This window comes from Mesorhizobium cantuariense (genome assembly GCF_042647205.1).
Taxonomy (GTDB): Bacteria; Pseudomonadota; Alphaproteobacteria; order Rhizobiales; family Rhizobiaceae; genus Mesorhizobium; species Mesorhizobium cantuariense.
Genome location: NZ_JBHRVD010000001.1, coordinates 1,481,486 through 1,500,085, shown reverse-complemented (window position 1 = coordinate 1,500,085; position 18,600 = coordinate 1,481,486). Strand labels below are relative to the sequence as shown.

The following is an 18,600-nucleotide window of genomic DNA, read 5'->3' as shown; positions in this document are numbered from 1 at the left end:
TCTCAGCCTTTCGTCACGATGAGAATGTTCAGGAAGCCATCGACGGTCGCGCTCATTCCCGGCGGAACCACGGTGGTGGAATCGAACTGTTCGACAATGGCAGGCCCTGTGAAGGCAGCGCCGGCGCTGAGTTGCTCACGCTCATACACGGCTGCGTCATGAGATACGCCGTCGAACCAGACGCGGCGGCGGCCGACCGGCTGTGGCTTATGCGGCAAGACTTCATGCCGCGGTATCTCGGCTTTCGGGACGATGCCGATCGCCTTGACCGCGATGCGGAAGATCGACACCGGCGCCTCTTCGCGGCGGTAGTTGAACTCGCGTTCGTGCTCGTTGTGGAATGCCTCGATCAGCGAGCAGATGCTCTCGATCCGCGCCGGGGCTGACACCGCGAGCGAGCGCCACTGGCCCTGGTACATCATCTCGACCGTACGCTGCAGCGCCATGTCTTCCCGCGCCACGCCCTCATGGGTCAGACGCTCAACGGCCTGTTCTTCCATCAAAACAAAGGCCGTCTGCATCTCGGCGGGCGAGACCGTCGAAGCATCGGCCATGAAGCTTTCGGAGAAATCGTGCTGCACGTCGACGAGAAGGCAACCGAGCGCGGAGGTGACGCCAGGATTGGGCGGCACGATCACGGTTGGAATCGAAAGCTCCTTCGCCACGGCCGCTCCGTGCAAGGCGCCTGCACCGCCAAATGCGACGAGCGCAAAGTCTCGTGGGTCATAGCCCCGGCTGATGGAGAGAAGCCGGACGGCATTGCCCATATTGGCGTTGGCGACGGCGATGATCGCCTCGGCCGCTTGGTGGAGTTCCATGCCGAAGGGTGCCGCCACAGTCTCCTGCACCGCCTGGACGGCCAGGGCGGGGTCGAGCGTGATCTTGCCGCCCGCAAGGCTGGTGCCGAGACGGCCGAGCACGACATTGGCATCGGTGTTGGTGGCGGTGCGGTTGCCATTCTTGTAGCAGGCCGGGCCCGGAAAGGCGCCGGCGGACTGCGGTCCGTTGCGCAAGCTGCCGCCCTCGTCCTGCCATGCCAACGACCCGCCGCCCGCGCCGATGGTCAGCACCTCGATGGAGGGGAAGCGGATCGGATATCCGAATTCGATGTACCAGTCTTTTGTGATGCGCGACTCCCCGTTCCATGCGAGCGAGACGTCGGTGCTGGTGCCGCCCATGTCGAAGCCGATCGAGTTCGGGAAGCCACAGAGATTTCCGATGAAGCGGCTTGCGATCGCGCCGGCAGCAATGCCCGATCCTGCGAGCCGGGCTGAGAAGTCCCTGACGCTTGCGGGTGTCATGACCCCGCCACCGCTGTGCAGCAACAGGAGATCTCGCTTGTATCCGGCCGCGGCAAGCTTTTCTCCAAGACGCGACACGTAGTCGACGACGACCGGGGCGCAGACGGCGTTCGCCATGGTGGTGGAAAAACGCTCGTGCTCGAAGATTTCCGGCATCACCTCCGAGGAGATCGAGACCGGCAGATCCGGCATGGCCTCCTTCAGAATCTCACGCATGCGGCGCTCATTGGCGCCGTTGACATAGGAGTTCATGAAGCAGACGGCGATGGACTTGACCTGCCGTTTCACGAGAATTTCCGCGACGCGGTGAGCCGCCTCTTCGTCCAGCGCTTCCAGGATCGTCCCCTCGGCACTGACCCGTTCCCGGACTGTCAGCCGGTCACGGCGCGGGATATAGGGCTTGGCGACATCCTTGTAGGTGTCCCAGAGGTCTTCCTTGTTGGCGCGGCGGATCTCGACAACATCACGGAAACCCTCGGTGCAGACCATTGCGGTGCGTGGCAGGCGGCGGGTGATCAGCGCATTGGTGGCGACCGTCGTGCCATGAGAGAACATCGTCACCTGGGAAAGATCGATGCGGCCCTGCTCCACGCCATTCATGATGGCCTGCATGGGATCGTCAGGCGTGGAGGCGGTCTTCTCGATGCGGATCGCGCCGCTATCTTCGTCCATGATGCAGATGTCGGTGAAGGTCCCTCCGACATCGACGGCAACTCTTATTCTGCTCATGACAGTTCCTTCGCGGGGTCTTTGCGGGCAAGGCCCGGCTTTCGCCGCCCCTTGCAGGGGTGACGTCGCAATAGATTATGGAATTGGCCCGGATTTCGTCGGGTCTAGTGCCGCTCTCTTGAGGTCGAAGCGCGGCCTGCCCGGTTCGCCGCTTCGCGACGGGTATCGGTCGGTGCGCAGCCGAACCGCGTCCGGTAGTGCTTGCAGAACTGAGACTGGTCGGCGAAGCCCCAGCGGTAAGCGATCTCGGCAACGCTGCTGATGTTGGTCACCGACATCAGTTCCTCGGAGCAAAGTTCAAGCCGGGCGTCGCGGATGAAGCCGTTGATCGACTGGTTGCTGTCCTGAAAAAGAACCTGCAGGTAACGCAGGGAAATGCCGCAGGCATCAGCCACCGCCTGCGGCCCGAGGCCGGAATTCTTCAGGTTGTCGCGAATATACTGCTCGGCACGGTGCAAATGGCCGGCCCGGATCGACGAGATGCTGCTGTCCAGCACGCGATCGTCGCTTACGATCGAGAGGCACAGCATTTCCAGGATGTGCCTGCCCATCATCTCACGAGCGACTTCAGTGATCTCATCGACATGGCCGATCGTGGTTCGCACCGTGTCGAGGAAGAGCGCGGCGACGCCTTGGGTCGCGTCGAAACTGAGTGCACTGAGCCGTTCGGCGGATCCGATCCGCGCCCGAACGCTCGATGACGGCACCTTCAGGACCCACAGCGCGTTTGGCTTGCCGTGCCAGAATTCGTAAGGCGCATCTCCCCTCTCAACGAGGAAGCCGCCCGGACCGCAATTGACGGTCCTCGACCCTTGCGAGAAATTCACCTCCGACATCTCCGGGATGGTGATGAGCAGGCTGGCGTCACGCTCGTTGAGGAAGTGGCGGCGATGGCGGCGATAGCTTACGGCATCGCAGCGCATTTTAGACACGCTGACGAGCCCAAGCGAGAAGGTTTCCAGCGTGCCTGAAAATTCACGACGGTTCCGATACTCGGTGTCGAGCGGAAAATAGGCTTCGGTAACAGCGGCTTGCCAGGCATCACCGCCGGCGGGACCGCCGATCGTATCGACGACGTATTTCATTCCCCGACCTTTCTGGTTGGCCCCGGTTAGCCCGGTGTTTTTCTGAAGATTACAGGAATCCGCCGGCGCGTATTGGTCAAAAACGAATAAACTTATGTGGTCGTTGGCAGATGGCTCGCTTTCCCATGCCGTCGCGATTGTCTCAAACTTTCCCCAAGCGCGCAGTTTCGCGGGCGCGCACGCAATTTATCGAAGCGGCATCGCCACCGGCCGCATCGGCGTTCCCGTGGCGCCGCGCAGCTTGATGCAGGCACCGAAAAAGGCAAACTCATAGACCTTTTCCGCCGCCAGTTCCTCCAGTTGGGCCATTTCCAAGATGGGAACGCCGGCTTCGGCCAGAAGATAGGTGTGAACGGGGAAGAAATTCTCCTGATGTGCCGAAGGTGTTTGTTCCAGTGTCAGATTGTCGGCGCCGATCATGATCACGCCGTGCTTGGCGAGATACTCGGCGCCTTCGCGATTGAGCCCCGGCGTGTTGCTGGCGAACGCCTTGTCGGGCCATAGCAGCATTTGGCCCGTGCGAAGCAGAACGACATCACCAGGCTTGATCGACAGGCCCTGTTTCTTCAGGCAACCCTCGATATCGGCCTTGCCGATCGGATGGCTCGGCGGCAACGTATCGACGCCGTGGAGAGCCGCGACATCCAGCAGAATGCCGCGCGCAAAAATCGGCGGATATTTTTCCGGTCCGCATTTTTGCCACGCGCGGCTGCCGAGATGGTCCTGCGCGGTAAAGCCGTTGAATATCTCGCCATTGTAGCCGAAGTGGTTGAAGGTATCGATGTGGGTCCCACAATGGGTGTACATCGATATCGCATCGCCGGAATAACCGACGAGCTTGTTGGCTTCGGGGGTGACGCCCATGGCGTTGGCAACGATCTCACCCTGCGGCGTGTGCGTCATCCAGATCTGATATGGCTGATCGCCGGCACCGAACCAGCCGGGCATGCCGATGAAATGATCCACTGACAGATCGAACACCTTGGATGGATCGGTGCGACTCATGATGGCCGAGCGCGACTCGGCATCGATGAGGTTCAGCATGCCGATCTCGTCGTCGCTGCCGTAAGGGCTCTTGGTAACCTTATGGAATTCGGCATTGTAGGCAATGATCCTGCTCTTCATCGCCTCGTCGACGTAACACGCCATGCACATTGATGTTCTCCTTGTTGTTCGGTTGGGAAACCCGACTGAAGGCTTCCATAGTCGTCTGAGTGGCAGCGCTTATTCGCCGCGAATGACCGCTTCGGCACAAAGCGCCACCGACAGCAGCTGCTCGTCGCGCGCGGGCAGCGCCGACAACAGGAAGCCGACCGGCATGCCGGCCTCGCCCGTGCCGCAAGGTATGGAAACCCCGCACCAGTCCAGGAAATTGCCGAGCAGCGTATTTCGCAGCGTGCGCATATTGGTTTTGACGAACAGGTCGTCATCGGTTTTCAACGGTTCTATCGGCGGGGCGACATGGACGACGGTCGGGAAGGCGATCAGCGCTCCGGCATCCACAAGTCGAGCGACCTCCCCGATCAGCCGGGTGCGCGAATTGACGATCTTCAGATAGTCGACAAGCGTAATCTTGGCGCCGAGCCGCGTCCGTGTCACCACGCGCGGATCCATGTCAGCTGCCTCCGGACTGGCAAGCCGTTGCTGATGCAGGGCATAGGCCTCCGCCGTCACCAGCGCGCCATGCCGCGCCGTCATATCCAGAATCTCGTTGAAGGCGGGGATGGCAAAACGCACGATCTTGACGCCTGCCTTGGCAAGACGGGTTATTGCCGCCTCGAACGCGTCCAACACGCCGGGCTGGACATCGTCGAACACCACGTTCTGCGGGATCACGATGGTCAGGCCCCGGAGGGTGCCGTGGCCAATCGAGGGCGCCGACAGGCCGCGCATGGCTGCATCGATCCAGACGGCATCCTGCACCGTGCGGCAGAGCGGCCCCAGTGCATCGAGGCTCCGCGCCAAGGGAAAGACGCCGCGCATCGAATAACGCCCGCGGGTGGCCTTGTATCCGACAATTCCGCTGAAGGCGGCAGGGATGCGCACGGAGCCGCCGGTGTCGGTTCCGATCGAGACCGGAACCAGACCGGCCGCGACAGCAACGCCAGAGCCCGACGAGGAGCCACCCGGAATACGCGGCACATCTGTACTTCTGGGGTTCTTCGGTGTGCCGTAGTGGGGATTCATGCCGAGCCCCGAAAACGCAAACTCGCTCATATTGACGCGGCCGGTGGCAACCATGCCGGCCGCCTTCAAATTCGAGACAACATCGGCATCCTCGAGTGCCGGTGCGTCATGGGCAAGAACCTTGGAGCCCGCCGTCGTTGCCAAGCCGGTGATGTCGAACAGGTCCTTCCAGGCAACCGGAATGCCATCGAGAAGGCCAAGTGAGCGGCCATCCCTGATCCGGCGTGAGGCAGCACCCGCCTCGCTCATTGCCCGGTCGCGTAACAGGCTGATGAAAACGGCCGGATCGGCATGGGCGGCAATTGCGTCGAACGTCGCTTCGGCCACCTCGATCGGGTCAACCGAACCGGACTGGATCATCACCGAGAGTTGGGCAACAGACAGGGAATTCAGTTTTTTTGTGATGGCTATGTTTCCTTTCCGAGGCGCTCTCAGGCCGCGACAAATTGCATCCAGCGGCGCACGAGATAATTGTGTTCGTCCATGGTGGTGTTCCAGACGGCAATGGAATTGGCACGTTGCCAGTATGAGCCGCCGCTTCTGACCGCTCCCGCCTTGACCCGAAGCAATCCATCCGGCCCCGGAAGGTCGTTCGCCGCCGGCAATCCCTGGTACCAGTAGTCCCACTCGGCAGGCGTCATGTGCGCCCGGGACCGTTCGGGCGTCGACATGTAATAGCCCTGGCGCGCAACCACGGCGCCTGGCCATCCCGACAGCCACCAGTTCAGATACTCGTAGGCCGCGTCCAGCATGCGTCCGTTCAGCCGCTTGGACAGGCATAGCCCGCCGTGCCACGCGCGGTAGCCCTCCACCGGATTTGCCAGCTCCACGGGAACGCCGCGCAGGTCCAGCTTGCTGATGCCGAGCGACCACATGCTTTCGATGACGGCGTCACCGCAGGTCATCAGATCGGCGGCATCTTCGGCCGACCTCCAGAACCCCTTGAAGAATCCGGATTTCTTGCGCGCCTCCAGAATATCCATCAGCTTGTCGATTTCCTCGACCGACATGTTGCCGAGATTTTTGAAAGTCATCAGGCCCGCCGCCTGGGCTGCGAGCGCCGCGTCGAAAATGCCGATCGCCGGCTCGTTGACCAGCGCCGCATGTCCGTGAAATTCCTCGTCCAGCAGCGCTGCCCACGAGGTCATCCGCGCAGAGTTTTTGTTTATAACCTCGGGACTATAGGCAAAGCTGTCGAAATTGTGGGTCGTCGGCAGCATGGAAATCCAGCGCGACGGCTTTTCGTCCAGGGCAAGGTTCGGTTGTACGAAAAGCTTGGTGACCGGCGCATCGCCCTGGCCGATCCGCGCGTTCGGACCGATGCGCCCCGTCTTGGTCAGATCGGTGATTTCATCCCAGAGGCCGATCCGATCGATATCGATCGGCTGCACCGCCCGCCAGTACCAGACGATATCGAGATTGTGAAAACACTGGTCGTAAATATCATAGGTGTCCGGTTCCAGCGCCGCCTTGTGCTGCGCCGTCATGAAATCCTGATTGTCGAATTCGATATCCATGCTGAGATCGCGCTCGGCGCCGAGTCGTAGTTCCTCCAGCAGGGAAATTGCCGTGCCGAGAATGCGAAGCTTCGGCCGGCCCTCTGTGTGAAGTGCGGGCGACGACAGCGCCGATGGCTTGTGATGCTTGTTCATGGCCTCTACGCGGTCTCGGTGATCTTCACTGCGGGCTGTGGCAGCCCGAGCCGGTTGAAGGCAGAAAAAGAGCGTCGGATCAAATCGGCATCCAGTCCGTCAACAATGAAAACGATGCGGGAACGGCGATCATCCGATGGCCATCCCGTCATGTGAACAGGGCTATGGACGAGATGCTGGACGCCGTGAATGGCGACGGGGTTGTCCTCTCCCTCGATATTGAGGATGCCCTTGACCCGCAGAACCTTGTCGCCATGCCGATTGAGCAGCATGGTCAACCACAGCCCGAAGGCGGTCCAGTCGATACGAGCGTCGATGGTCATGACGAAGGAATGCACCGGCTTTTGGTGGGCGCTGCCCGCTTCGCCAATGGCGGACACCGGCTCCTCGCAATAAAAGCCACCCTTTGAAGGCGCGCCCTCACCCGAACCCGATGCTCCGCTCAGCAGACGATCGACATCGAAGTGATCGCCTTGCGCGTCGACAAAGGGGGCATCCGGATTGATCCGGCGCACGCGCTGCATCAGCCGGGCGATCGCCGGCTCATCGGTCAGATCGGTCTTGGTCAACACGATCGCATCGGCGATTGCCGCTTGCCGCACCGATTCGCCATGGGTTTCGAGCTGGACCAGGCCATTCACCGCATCGAGGGTGGTGATGACATTTGCCGCCTTGAAATGATGGCGCAGCACAGGATCGGATTTGAGAGTGGACAGAACCGGGAACGGATCGGCAAGCCCGGTGCTTTCCATGATCAGCCGCCGGAAGGGCGGGACGATGCCGCGCTCGCGCTTTGACAGCAGGTCGCGCATCGCCTGCGCCAGTTCGCCCCGGATGGTGCAGCACACGCAGCCCGATTGCAGCAGCACCATGGTGTCGTCGATCCGCTCCAGCAGATGATGGTCGAGGCCGACTTCGCCGAACTCGTTGATCAGCACCGCCGTATCGGACAGGGCCGGATCCTGCAGCAGACGGCGCAGAAGCGTTGTCTTGCCGGAGCCCAGAAACCCGGTCAGCAGGTTGACCGGCGTGAAGTCGGGGAAAGCATCAGGCATCGCCGCCGCCCTCCAGCTTCTCGATCAGCGAATGAGACAGCGGATCGCAGACGCGGCCGGATATCTTTTCCGCCAGCGGCCACAGATGTCCGAGGTCTTCGACCATCTCCGTCTTGCCCGTCCGGGTCGACAGCAGGAACGAACTCCCCTGCCAGTCCGACAGGGTCATGCCGAACTCGGTGAGAATACGGCCGGCGATGCGAACGCGCTTGGCCCGCTCACGGCGGCGGTCGACACGCTCGGTGTTGCGTGTAAACACGCCCGGACGCGCCACCGCATCGGCCCAGTGCTCATTGCTTCCGAGAATTCCGCACAGCGAACACATGACAACGACCTCGTGACGGACAAAGCGCAGGCATTATCGACCTTATTTCCGACGCGGAAAGCGCTTGGCGAAATCATCGGCGATCTCGTTCATCGTAACGAATTTGACGCCGGGATGACTGCTGATATGGGCGTAGAGCCGTTCTAGCATCATCAGAACCTGTGGCCTGCCGGCGACATCGGGATGGATGGTGATCGGGAAGACCGCGTAGTCCATCTCCCGGTAGACCCAGTCGAACTGAGCCTTCCACATGTCCTCGATATCGCGCGGATTGACGAAGCCGTGACTGTTGGGTGACTTCTTGATGAACATCATCGGCGGCAGATCGTCGAGATACCAGGATGCCGGGATTTCGATCAGGTCCGTTTCGTGGCCGCGCTTCAGCGGCACCATCCAGTCGGCGGGCTTTTTGGAATAGTCGATCTTGGTCCAGCTGTCGCCGACACGCACGTAATACGGTGTGAAATCATTGTGCATCAGCGAGTGGTCGTACTTGATGCCGCGTTCCAGCAGCAATTCGTTGGTGACGGTCGAAAACTCCCACCATGGCGCCACATAGCCGGTCGGGCGCTTGCCCGACAATTTCGTCACCAGTTCGATGCACTTGTCGAGAACCTCGACCTCCTGTTCGCGTGTCATCGCGATCGGATTTTCGTGGGTGTAGCCGTGAATGCCGATTTCATGGCCCGCGTCCGCCACGGCCTGCATCTGCTCCGGGAACGTCTCGATCGAGTGACCGGGAATGAACCATGTGGTCTTGATGCCGAACCGTTCGAACAGTTTCAGAAGGCGCATGCTGCCGACTTCGCCGGCAAACAGGCCGCGTGAAATATCGTCCGGCGAATCCTCGCCGCCATAAGACCCGAGCCAACCGGCAACCGCATCGACATCGACGCCAAAGCTGCACAGAATTTCCTTTGCCATGTCATTTTCTCCTTGGGGTTTTCCGGTCCATTTATGGGCTCGATGTTTTTCAGGTCGCCGGGATGACTGTTGCCTGACCAGGGTTCCAGGTAAGCAGGATGTGCGATCCCGCGGGAAAGACGCCCGGCGGATACTTGTCGATATGCGCCTCGAGCGCGATCGCCCGCCCATCCGGCAACTCGACCGAAAGATGGGAAATGTGGCCGACGACGTCGAAGCGGCTGACCTTGGCGTCGATGACATTGCCGCCTGACTGCCCGGAGATCGCGGCGCGCGTGGCGCTGCTCAGCGTATGAACTTCCATGGCCTCGGCCGGAATGACGACATTGACCGCGGCACCTGGGCTCATATCGCCATTGGCGCCGCCGGCAAGCGTTCCAAGCGGCGTGTCGACGATGATGCGTCCGTCTTCAATGCCCTTGACCGCGCCGGTGAAGATCGTGTTGCGGCCGATAAACCGGGCAACAAACGGGGTGTTGGGGCGTGTATAAAGCTGATGCGGCGGGCTGATCTGTTCGACCCGGCCCTGGTTCATCACCACGACGCGATCGGACAGCGCCAGGGCTTCCGACTGCGCATGCGTCACGAACACGAAGGTGATGCCGAGCGTCCTTTGCAGCAGCTTCAACTCGTTCTGGATGGCTTTACGCAGATTGGCGTCGAGCGCACCCAGCGGTTCGTCCAGAAGAAGAATATCCGGCTCGACCACCAGGCCGCGGGCAAGTGCGATGCGCTGGCGCTGGCCGCCGGAAAGCCTGTCGGGTTTTTTCTCGGCAACATCATCCAGGCCAAGCGTCGAAAGCATGCGATCGACCTTGGCGTCACGCTCGGCCTTCGCCATGCCCTTGACCTCGAGGCCATAGCCGACATTGCGGCGGACCGTCATGTGCGGGAACAAGGCGTAATTCTGAAAGATCATCGATGTCGGGCGGTCGGCAGGGCGCATGTCGTTGATGCGAACGCCCTTGACCATCATGTTTCCGGAGGAAATGCTTTCGAACCCGGCGATCATTCGCAGGGTCGTTGTCTTGCCGCAGCCCGACGGGCCGAGGAATGCGATGAACTCGCCCTTGTTGACGGACAGATTGAAGTCGATCACGGCTGGCGTGCCGTTGTCGTAAACCTTGCCGATCCTGTACAGCTCGAGATCGTAAATCATCGCACTCACTCGCAAAAAAGGGCGTGGGGCGGGCAAGCAAGGCTGGTCGCCCGCCCGCCCCGTCAGACATCAGGCGCTCAGGAACTCATCCCACTTCTGCACCAGGTGATCATATTCTTCCGGCCATTGGTGCCAGTAAGCGACGTTGGCCGCGCGTGTTTCGAGAGAGCCACCATCACGCAGGTCGCCTTCCTTGATGCCGCGCTCTTCAGCGCCGACCCAAGGCTTGCCTTCATACCAGAAGGCATATTTCTCAGGCGACATGACCTCCTTGATGTTGGTCGTCGGCGAATAGTAGCCCTGCTCGGAAACGGTGATGCCCGGAGGACCTGACAGCCAGTAATCGGCGTAGGCTTCGACAGCGGCCTTGTTGGGCGTGCCCTTCAGCATCGTGTTGCCGATCGACCAGCCGCGATAGCCTTCCTTGGGGATGGCGTATTTGCACGCCTTGCCTTGAGCCTTGACGGCCATGACGGCCGGCTGCCAGGCGTCGCACACGACGATTTCGCCGGAGGCGAGGAAGTTGACGAGTTCGCCGAAATCGCCCCAAAGAGCGCGGAACTGGCCGTCCTTCTTCTTGGAAATCAGGAATTTCGCCGCTTCGTCGATCTCGGCCGCCGATGCATTGCCTGGGTTCTTCACATCCGAGAGGCCAAGCGTGTTCATCGCCATCACGGCTTGGCCGAAAGCGGTCAACGGGTCGGTGTTGAGGCCGGACTTGCCCTTCCACTTGGAATCGAAAATAGCCGTCCAGCTGTTTGCCTCTTCTTCGGAAACGATCTCCGGATTGTAGCCAATGGAATCGAAGTTGAAGACGGAAGGCACCATCCACAACGCCGTCTGTGTTGCGTCGGTCCAGATCTGGCCGACGATCTGCGCCGAGGCCGGCCACTTCGGATCGGGAGTCTTGAAGATGTCACGGATGTTCGACCAGTTCTTCAGCGCCGAGGTCGCGATCGGATCGGCATTGTCGGTCATGACAACGGACGGCAGACGCTCGCCTATGGTTTCCCAGACGTCATAGTCCTTGGAACCGGACAGGATCTTGGTCTGCGCATCCGGAAAGGTTGCCGCCGTGCCCGAGGTCGTGCCGACGCCGCTTGCCTTCTTGAAGTCGGCCAGGATGCGTTCCTGAACGGTCACCGAAAGACCGATGGTGCGCAGCTGCTCGGATGCAAGCGCGGTGCTCTGCGCGTAAGCGGCGCTGGAAGACAGGAAATGCGTGCCACCTCCCATCGCAAGCGCCATGGCGCCCGCGGAACGCTTCAACAGTGAACGACGATTGATTTCTGACGAAACTGACATTGCTTTGTCTCCAGTTGTTCTTGTGTTCCCCGGAGCATCCCCTTGTGGACACCCCTAATCTGTTGTTCTGGCGTAATAATTCCGAAGGCCCGTTGAGGATTTTCGGAGGACGTCGTGTGCTAGTACCGGCCTACAAGGAGGCCACCATCCACGACCAGCGTCTGACCGGTCATGTATCTCGCGCCGCGTGATGCAAGGAATGTGATCACGTCGGCAATTTCCTCGGGCTCGCCGATGCGCCCCATTGGAATGAAGGCGCCGGCGGCTTCGGCGCCCGCCGCCCCCAGCGAATTTTCCTCCGACAGAAGCTGGGCGGTGCGGATATAGCCAGGCGCCATGCCGTTGACGCGGATGCCGTCACGGGCGAGTTCCACGGCAAGGCCGCGCACCAGGCCGACGACGCCGGCCTTGGCGGCGGAATAGTGCACGTGTTCGTCCCAGCCGTAGGACGTCCCCATGATCGAGGAGAGCGCGACGATGGCGCCAGATTTGCGTGCCTTCATTGCGGGGACCGCGGCACGCGCAACGCGGAAAATGCCCTTCAGATCGATATCGAACGTCAGGTCCCACTTATCGTCGTCAAGCGTTTCGAGCGGCGCCTTGTGGGCGATGCCGGCATTGGCAACGACCACATCGATCCGGCCCAGACGCGCCTCCACATCGGCGACCAGCGCATCGACGGCGGAGGTCGAGCGCACGTCCAGCAGATGGAATTCTGCCGACCCGCCAGCCATCCGGACGGCCTCGACCGTGTCGTTGCCCTCGCGCTCCAGCACATCGGTGACGACAACATGGTCGCCAAGTGTTGCGAAGGCCTTGGCTGTCGCATGCCCGATGCCGATGCCGGCACCGGTGATGAGAACGACACGGGAAGAAAGCGGCGTATCGGTCATGATCGTCATTTCCTCGCTCACAGCATCACATCGCCAGAATTCGGACCGAGCGTCTGGCCGACAAACAGGCTGGCCTGCGGCGAAGCGAGAAAGGCTACGGTTGCCGCCACCTCCTCAGGCTCGCCGAAACGGCCAAGCGGCAGTTCGGATGCCTTGCGGGTGCGCCATTCCTGCGACAGCTCCCGAACGAGCGGCGTGTTGATGGGCCCGGGCGCAACCGCATTGACGCGCACGCCGCGGGTCGACACCTCTCGGGCCAGCGACTTGGTCATGCCGATGATTGCCGATTTGGCGGCCGCGTAATGCGAAAGCTCAATGCCGCCGACCTGGCCAAGCTGCGACGCAACATTGACGACGACGCCCTTGCCGGCCTTCAGCATCGCCGGCAGAACCATCTTCGTCATCAGGAAGGTTCCGCGCACATGCACCGCAAACATGCGGTCGAAATCCTTCAGCTCGAGATTTTCAAACAGCGACTGATGCACGATGCCGGCATTGTTGATCAGCAGGTCCGTGTCGCCGAAGGCCGCGACAGCCGCCGCATGGATGGCCTTTGCGTCCGCTTCGGATGAGACATCGCCGGCGGCAGCGACAGCCTTTCCGCCGGAGACGGCAATTTCCGAGACCATAGCCTGCGCGCGCCCGAGATCGAGGTCGTTGACCAGTACGGCGTAGCCATCGGCGGCGAGGCGGATGGCTATTGCCCTGCCGATACCGGACCCGGCGCCGGTGACGATTGCGCTCGCTGTCTCGCCGGGCATCATGCCTCCTCCTGAATGGCGACCCGGCGGGCGCGGCGGATCGACAGCATCATCAGCGCCGCATAGGTTCCGAGCAGTGCGAAGGAAAACAGCGTCGTCAGCACGCCGAACGCAAAGACGTTCGGATGGACCTCCACCGAGAACGTTCCGTAGATCGCGAGCGGCAGCGTCAGGTCACGGCCCGAGGCAAACAGGGTGCGCGAAAACTCATCGTAGGACAGCGTGAAGGCGAACAGCATGGCCGAGAGGACGCCAGGAAAAATCAGCGGAAACGTCACTTTGCGGAACGTTTTCACCGGCGACACGCCAAGCGACCAGGAGGCCTCCTCGACGGTCTGGTCGAAGCGGTTGAGGATTGCCAGCATGACCAGGAACGCGAAGGGATAGGTGTAGACGACGTGCAGGACGAAGGTCGTTCCCCACCAGTGCCGGTCGATATCCAGTGCATTGGCGATCAGCACCATGCCAAGCCCGACAAGCACACCGGGCACCATCATGCCGAGCACGATCAGGTAGAAAGCAAAGCCGGAGCCGGTGAATTTCTTGCGGAATGCCTGTGCCGAGGTAACCCCGAGAACGGTCGAGACGATCATCGTCATCACCGCCAGGACGAGCGAGCGGACGAGCGCCTCCTCAATCGGCAGCGGTGCGATGCGCGTCGGCGGTGTCATGCCGAAAAGATGCTTGTACCAATAGACCGACCATTCGATGATCGGAAACTGCGGACCGCCTTCCGGCCCCGTCTGGAAGGACAGAATGGCGAGAACCACCATCGGGCCATAAAGGAACACGAGGAACAGTGCCGTGTAGATGCCAAGAGCCAGCTTCGTGCCGCTTGCCTGCATGATCAGAGCTCCTTCCTGAGATCGACCACACGCAGCAACGCAGCCACGACGATACCCATCAGGATGGTCAGGATCACGCCCGCCACCGCCGCGAAGGCCCATTTCAACGATCCGACCTGCGTCACGATGATATTGCCCAGAAGATTGACCTTGCGGCCGGACAAGGCTGCCGACGTCGCGAATTCGCCAAGCACCATCACCGACACGAAGATCGCGCCGACCACGACGCCTGGCATCGACAACGGCAAGATGATGGTGCGGAAAATCCGCCAGAAGCCGGCACCGAGATCCTGTGCGGCTTCAATGACGCTTTGGTCGATGCGGCCCATCATGAAGGCGATCGGCCCGACCATGAACACGCAATAAATCTGCGTCATGCCGATGATGACGGACAGTTCGGAAAACAGCAGCACCTCGATCGGCTTGTTGATGAGGCCGACACCCTGAAGGATGAGGTTGATCGCGCCCTCCTTGCCGAGCATGGGACGCCAGGCGAGAACGCGGATCAAGAACGACGTCCAGAACGGAATGACGCAAAGCACCAAGAGCACCGTCTGCAGGGTCTTGTTGCGCACGAAGAGCCCGACAAAAAGGGCAGCCGGATAACCGACGATCAGGGTAGCGGCCAGGACGATGAGCCAGATGCGAATTGTCGTCCAAAGCGCGCTGAGATAGGTGTCGCTTGAGAAAAACGTCACCCAGCTCTTGATCGTCAGCGTCGGCGTTATCGCAAATGTGGTCTGCGTCCAGAACGAGACGTAGACCATCATCAGGATCGGCACGACGAGAAAAAGAACCATCCAGATCACGCCAGGCGCAAGCAGCCAAAACGTCCTGTCGGGCATTCTCTTCGCGGGCCGGTCAGCGGACACAGGTTCAGCCGTGGCGGCAGTCATCGCCATCGTTCAATCTCCATTCCGCCGGCAAAAACAGGACCCAAGCGCGGTTCATGCATAGACAAGCGCATTCTGGCGTCTCCAGACGAGGGCGTAGCGACCGTGCGGCACGCAACTCTGTGGTGCGGCCTGGCTGAGATGCGACTCGACTTCGATCACGCGCCCGTCATCGAGCGCGAAAAAGGAGTTGATGGCCGCGCCTGAATACTCGTCGGCAATGAACGTGCCCTCGATGCGGACTTCCTCTGCTGCAACGGGGGCTGCGAGCGGCCTGACGGAGATTCGATCGTAGCGGATGGCGTAGGCTGGCTGACCGCGCACATCGGCCTTTTGACCCTGCAACGGAAATCTTCCCACCGGACTGACAAAATCATCCTCCGAGAGCTGTCCCTCGAAGAGATTGTAGCAATTGAGAAATCTTGCCACCGCCGCCGACCGCGGCCGGTTGTAGACGGTGTCGGCGTCATCAGCCTGTGCGATGCGTCCGCGATCCAGCACGAGAACGGTGTCACCCATCGCCAGTGCCTCGGTTTCACTGCCGGTCACATGCAGGAACGTCACGCCGCAGCGCTCGCGGATTGCCCGCAGTTCGGCGCGCATGCGCGTGCGCAAATTGGCATCGAGCGCACCAAGCGGCTCATCCAGCAGGACCAGCGATGGCTCGGTTATCAATGTTCGGGCCAGCGCCACGCGCTGACGCTGGCCGCCTGAAATCTGTGCGACGCCGCGGTCTTCAAGACCGGTTAGACCGACGAGAGCGACGATATCCCTAACCTTGGCGCGAACGACGGCCGAATCCGTGATCGGATTCAATTCCCGGTTCTCCAGGCCGAACGCTATATTCCCAGCGACGGACAGATGCGGAAACAGAGCGAAATTCTGGAACACGAAGCCGATGTTGCGGCGATGCGGCGGAACCGCTTCGACGCGCTCGCCCTTGAAAAGGATGCTGCCGCTATCGGGAGCCTCGAAGCCGGCAATCACACGCAACAGGATCGTCTTGCCCGATCCACTCGGACCGAGAAGCGAGATATAGGCATTGTCGGGCAGTGAGATATCGATGCCATCGAGCGCCCGCAGAGCGCCGTAAGCCTTTGTCACCTGAGAGAGCTGCAAAACTGCCGCCACGATTTCCCTGCCGGTTTCTCGCAAGTAAACTGTCGCTTACGTCACCGCGTGGTGCTGCGGAAACGCTTCCGCGAACGGGCAAGCCGATAGCGGGCTGCGCGCATGATTGGCGCGCGCATCGAAGCATTCGTTTCTTGTGGTTTGTGGTCATCCACCTCGGGATGCTTCTTCCGGCATCCGCTTCAAAATTTATGACATAAATGATTTTTGTATTCAATAGGCTTTTTAGCATTTCGCTATTTGAGCGCATCGAGTCAAATAGCGCTGACCGGGCGCTGGCGCCTGCATCGACATTTCACAAGCCCCTTTCGCCCTGTCGAAATGGAGCAATGGGCTTGTAACAAAGTAACGGTTTATGCCTAGGCAATGCGAAAACGCTGCCTGTTTGGAGCAAACAGAGCCTAAATTTACGGCACGAATCGACTCTCTAGCGCAGATTCGCTGGCCGCCATGGGTTCAAAGCAATCGCCATGCCAACTGTACGCGCGCCGAAAATTCCAGTGCTGTCGGCCAGACTTTTCATATTTTGTATGCAAAAGTCATTATTTGTCGATGTGAAACGTTCGCAAAATAGCGTACACACAGACATCCAGTTTCCTGTCCTCATCAGGGTCAAAGACGGAGAATGCCTCTCGCCATGACACGCAGCAATGCAGGCCAGAACACGCAGCGGCGCTACGAAATTGCCGAAGATGTGCTGCGCAACAATATTAAAGACGGGTTGCTTCCTCACGGGCTGGTTCTTCTCGAAGGACCGATCGCAGAAATCCTGCAGACCTCTCGGGCTCCCGTTCAGCGCGCGCTTCTGCGTCTCGAAGCCGAAGGCCTTGTCCACCGCTTCAAGGGCAGAGGGTTTCTTGTCGGCCCGCAAGGTCGCGATATCGTGCCCAATCGCACCGACATAAAGTCGCTCGGCCTTGTCGTTCTGCAGCATGCCGATGAAGCGCTTCAAAGCCGCTCGTCCTGGGAGCGCATCTACAACACGGTCGAAGCCGACGTTGCCGGTTGCGTCGTGTTCGGCAAGTACCGGATCATCGAGATAGAAATCGCCAATCACTTCAATGTCAGCCGCACGGTGGTGCGAGACGTCCTTAGCCGCCTGCAGGAACGTGGCCTTGTGCGCAAGAACCAGAGTTCCCATTGGATGGCCGGCCCCCTGACCGCCCAGACGATCAAGGATCACTTTGCGCTCCGCCGCATGCTGGAGCCGTCGTCGCTGCTGGCGGGTGCACCGCTCATTGACCGCGACAGGCTGACGAAACTTTTTAGCCAGCTTGTGACCCTTGAGGAACTGGATACCACCGATCACCTCAAGAATATCGAGGAGCTTCAAACGCGACTGATCGAAACCTGCATACTGACCACGGAGAACGAGCAACTGCGCGAGCTCATCCGCAACAACTTGCTTCCCGTCGGCGCGTCCGAGCGGCTGCTGCGCAAGCTCGGGCTTCCCGGCGATCCGACGGTCATCACCGAACTGCGCCTGATTGTGGAGCTTCTCATCCGCGGTGCCGTGACAGCCGCGGCTGCGATGCTGGAAACACATCTCGACGCCGCGATGAAACGCATGATTGCCCAGATGAAAATCGTCGCGATCATTCCAGGCCCGAGTGTGACCGCCGGCTACCTGACGCGGGTCGAGTAGCCGGACCACAATTATCTTCCCGTGCGCTCAAGCAAACACGCTGATGCGATCCCGCAATGCCAGACGGGGGCGGTTTCATGGCAGGGTATGGTCGTCACAGAGATCGCTATCAAGGCCTGCGGTCAAACAGCCGGAATGCTGTCGCGGCATTTCCGGCGTTCAAACCATCCCATCCTATTCGCATGTCGTTGCCGCCCTCTGCCGCGCGCATCGACCAAGGGCCTTTCCAATCTTGAAACAGCTGCGGCATGTGTGGCTGCAAGCAATCTGACCGACGAACAGGAGCAAGATTAGAAGACAGAGATCGGCACCAGATCGCTCTTCCCTGTGCTGGAAGGCATTCCTGCGGAAAACAATCAAACCGGGTGCTATGGTGTAGCGAAACTAGATTGACCCACGTCACATCCGTCAGCACCCTGATTCACCTAACGGTATGTGTCAGCCCTGTTGGATGCTTCCGAATACCCCGTCAGATTTTCTCGCTGCTTTCTTGATCGCCAGCAGCGCCGTTAATCAACGAGATCGCAGGTAATACTACTAAAATGGCCGTTTCGCCGAATTTCCCAGGTCGTTACCCTCACTCCCACTCGATTGTTCAAACAGCATATAACCAATTGAAATTGCTGGCAAATATTTTTCAGCTTCGCGTAAATTCCGACATCAAGACCGTCAAAAAGCTACGCTTTTGATTTCAAAGGGAAAATCACCGC

Annotated in this window: 16 protein-coding genes; 1 reads left to right on the top strand and 15 read right to left on the bottom strand. The window is 60.3% G+C overall.

Translation table 11 applies throughout. From position 1 onward, the window contains the following. Positions 1 to 2: 2 nt before the first annotated feature. The 15 genes from ACFOJ9_RS07040 to ACFOJ9_RS06970 form a co-directional block, all read right to left on the bottom strand. A complete protein-coding gene (locus tag ACFOJ9_RS07040) occupies positions 3 to 2,030 on the bottom strand; it encodes a hydantoinase/oxoprolinase family protein (RefSeq protein ID WP_378977965.1) in 2,028 nt (675 codons plus the stop codon). Positions 2,031 to 2,134: 104 nt separating this feature from the next. Then, on the bottom strand, positions 2,135 to 3,115 hold the full coding sequence (locus tag ACFOJ9_RS07035; protein WP_378977963.1) for an AraC-like ligand-binding domain-containing protein: 981 nt from the start codon (positions 3,113 to 3,115) through the stop codon (positions 2,135 to 2,137). Between the two features lie 186 nt (positions 3,116 to 3,301). Continuing rightward, the gene (locus tag ACFOJ9_RS07030; RefSeq protein ID WP_378977961.1) at positions 3,302 to 4,270 is read right to left on the bottom strand and encodes a cyclase family protein; all 969 of its coding nucleotides are present in this window, start codon (positions 4,268 to 4,270) and stop codon (positions 3,302 to 3,304) included. Positions 4,271 to 4,339: 69 nt separating this feature from the next. Continuing rightward, entirely contained in the window at positions 4,340 to 5,707 is a 1,368-nt protein-coding gene (locus tag ACFOJ9_RS07025; protein WP_378987632.1) for an amidase, read from the bottom strand. A gap of 26 nt (positions 5,708 to 5,733) precedes the next feature. Further along, positions 5,734 to 6,954, bottom strand: a complete 1,221-nt coding sequence (locus tag ACFOJ9_RS07020) for an ABC transporter substrate-binding protein (RefSeq protein WP_378977959.1) — start codon at positions 6,952 to 6,954, stop codon at positions 5,734 to 5,736. 5 nt (positions 6,955 to 6,959) lie between these two features. Next, entirely contained in the window at positions 6,960 to 8,009 is a 1,050-nt protein-coding gene (locus ACFOJ9_RS07015; protein ID WP_378977957.1) for a CobW family GTP-binding protein, read from the bottom strand. Next, positions 8,002 to 8,334: a hypothetical protein gene (locus ACFOJ9_RS07010; RefSeq protein WP_378977955.1), complete on the bottom strand. Its 333-nt coding sequence runs from the start codon at positions 8,332 to 8,334 to the stop codon at positions 8,002 to 8,004. The genes ACFOJ9_RS07015 and ACFOJ9_RS07010 overlap by 8 nt, the downstream gene beginning before the upstream one ends. Before the next feature lie 42 nt (positions 8,335 to 8,376). Continuing rightward, on the bottom strand, positions 8,377 to 9,258 hold the full coding sequence (locus ACFOJ9_RS07005) for a polysaccharide deacetylase family protein (protein ID WP_136619234.1): 882 nt from the start codon (positions 9,256 to 9,258) through the stop codon (positions 8,377 to 8,379). Between the two features lie 49 nt (positions 9,259 to 9,307). Continuing rightward, positions 9,308 to 10,417: an ABC transporter ATP-binding protein gene (locus ACFOJ9_RS07000; protein WP_378977953.1), complete on the bottom strand. Its 1,110-nt coding sequence runs from the start codon at positions 10,415 to 10,417 to the stop codon at positions 9,308 to 9,310. 69 nt (positions 10,418 to 10,486) lie between these two features. After that, complete coding sequence (locus ACFOJ9_RS06995) at positions 10,487 to 11,722, bottom strand: ABC transporter substrate-binding protein (RefSeq protein ID WP_378977951.1); 1,236 nt, start codon at positions 11,720 to 11,722, stop codon at positions 10,487 to 10,489. Between the two features lie 119 nt (positions 11,723 to 11,841). Beyond that, positions 11,842 to 12,615: an SDR family NAD(P)-dependent oxidoreductase gene (locus ACFOJ9_RS06990; RefSeq protein WP_378977949.1), complete on the bottom strand. Its 774-nt coding sequence runs from the start codon at positions 12,613 to 12,615 to the stop codon at positions 11,842 to 11,844. Between the two features lie 17 nt (positions 12,616 to 12,632). Continuing rightward, complete coding sequence (locus ACFOJ9_RS06985) at positions 12,633 to 13,379, bottom strand: SDR family NAD(P)-dependent oxidoreductase (protein ID WP_378977947.1); 747 nt, start codon at positions 13,377 to 13,379, stop codon at positions 12,633 to 12,635. Continuing rightward, complete coding sequence (locus tag ACFOJ9_RS06980; RefSeq protein ID WP_378977945.1) at positions 13,376 to 14,221, bottom strand: ABC transporter permease; 846 nt, start codon at positions 14,219 to 14,221, stop codon at positions 13,376 to 13,378. The genes ACFOJ9_RS06985 and ACFOJ9_RS06980 overlap by 4 nt, the downstream gene beginning before the upstream one ends. Before the next feature lie 2 nt (positions 14,222 to 14,223). After that, on the bottom strand, positions 14,224 to 15,123 hold the full coding sequence (locus ACFOJ9_RS06975; RefSeq protein ID WP_378977943.1) for an ABC transporter permease: 900 nt from the start codon (positions 15,121 to 15,123) through the stop codon (positions 14,224 to 14,226). 45 nt (positions 15,124 to 15,168) lie between these two features. After that, a complete protein-coding gene (locus ACFOJ9_RS06970) occupies positions 15,169 to 16,245 on the bottom strand; it encodes an ABC transporter ATP-binding protein (RefSeq protein WP_378977941.1) in 1,077 nt (358 codons plus the stop codon). Between the two features lie 625 nt (positions 16,246 to 16,870). Between ACFOJ9_RS06970 and ACFOJ9_RS06965 the strand changes: the two genes are divergently transcribed. Then, entirely contained in the window at positions 16,871 to 17,890 is a 1,020-nt protein-coding gene (locus ACFOJ9_RS06965; RefSeq protein WP_378977939.1) for a GntR family transcriptional regulator, read from the top strand. Positions 17,891 to 18,600: the final 710 nt, after the last annotated feature.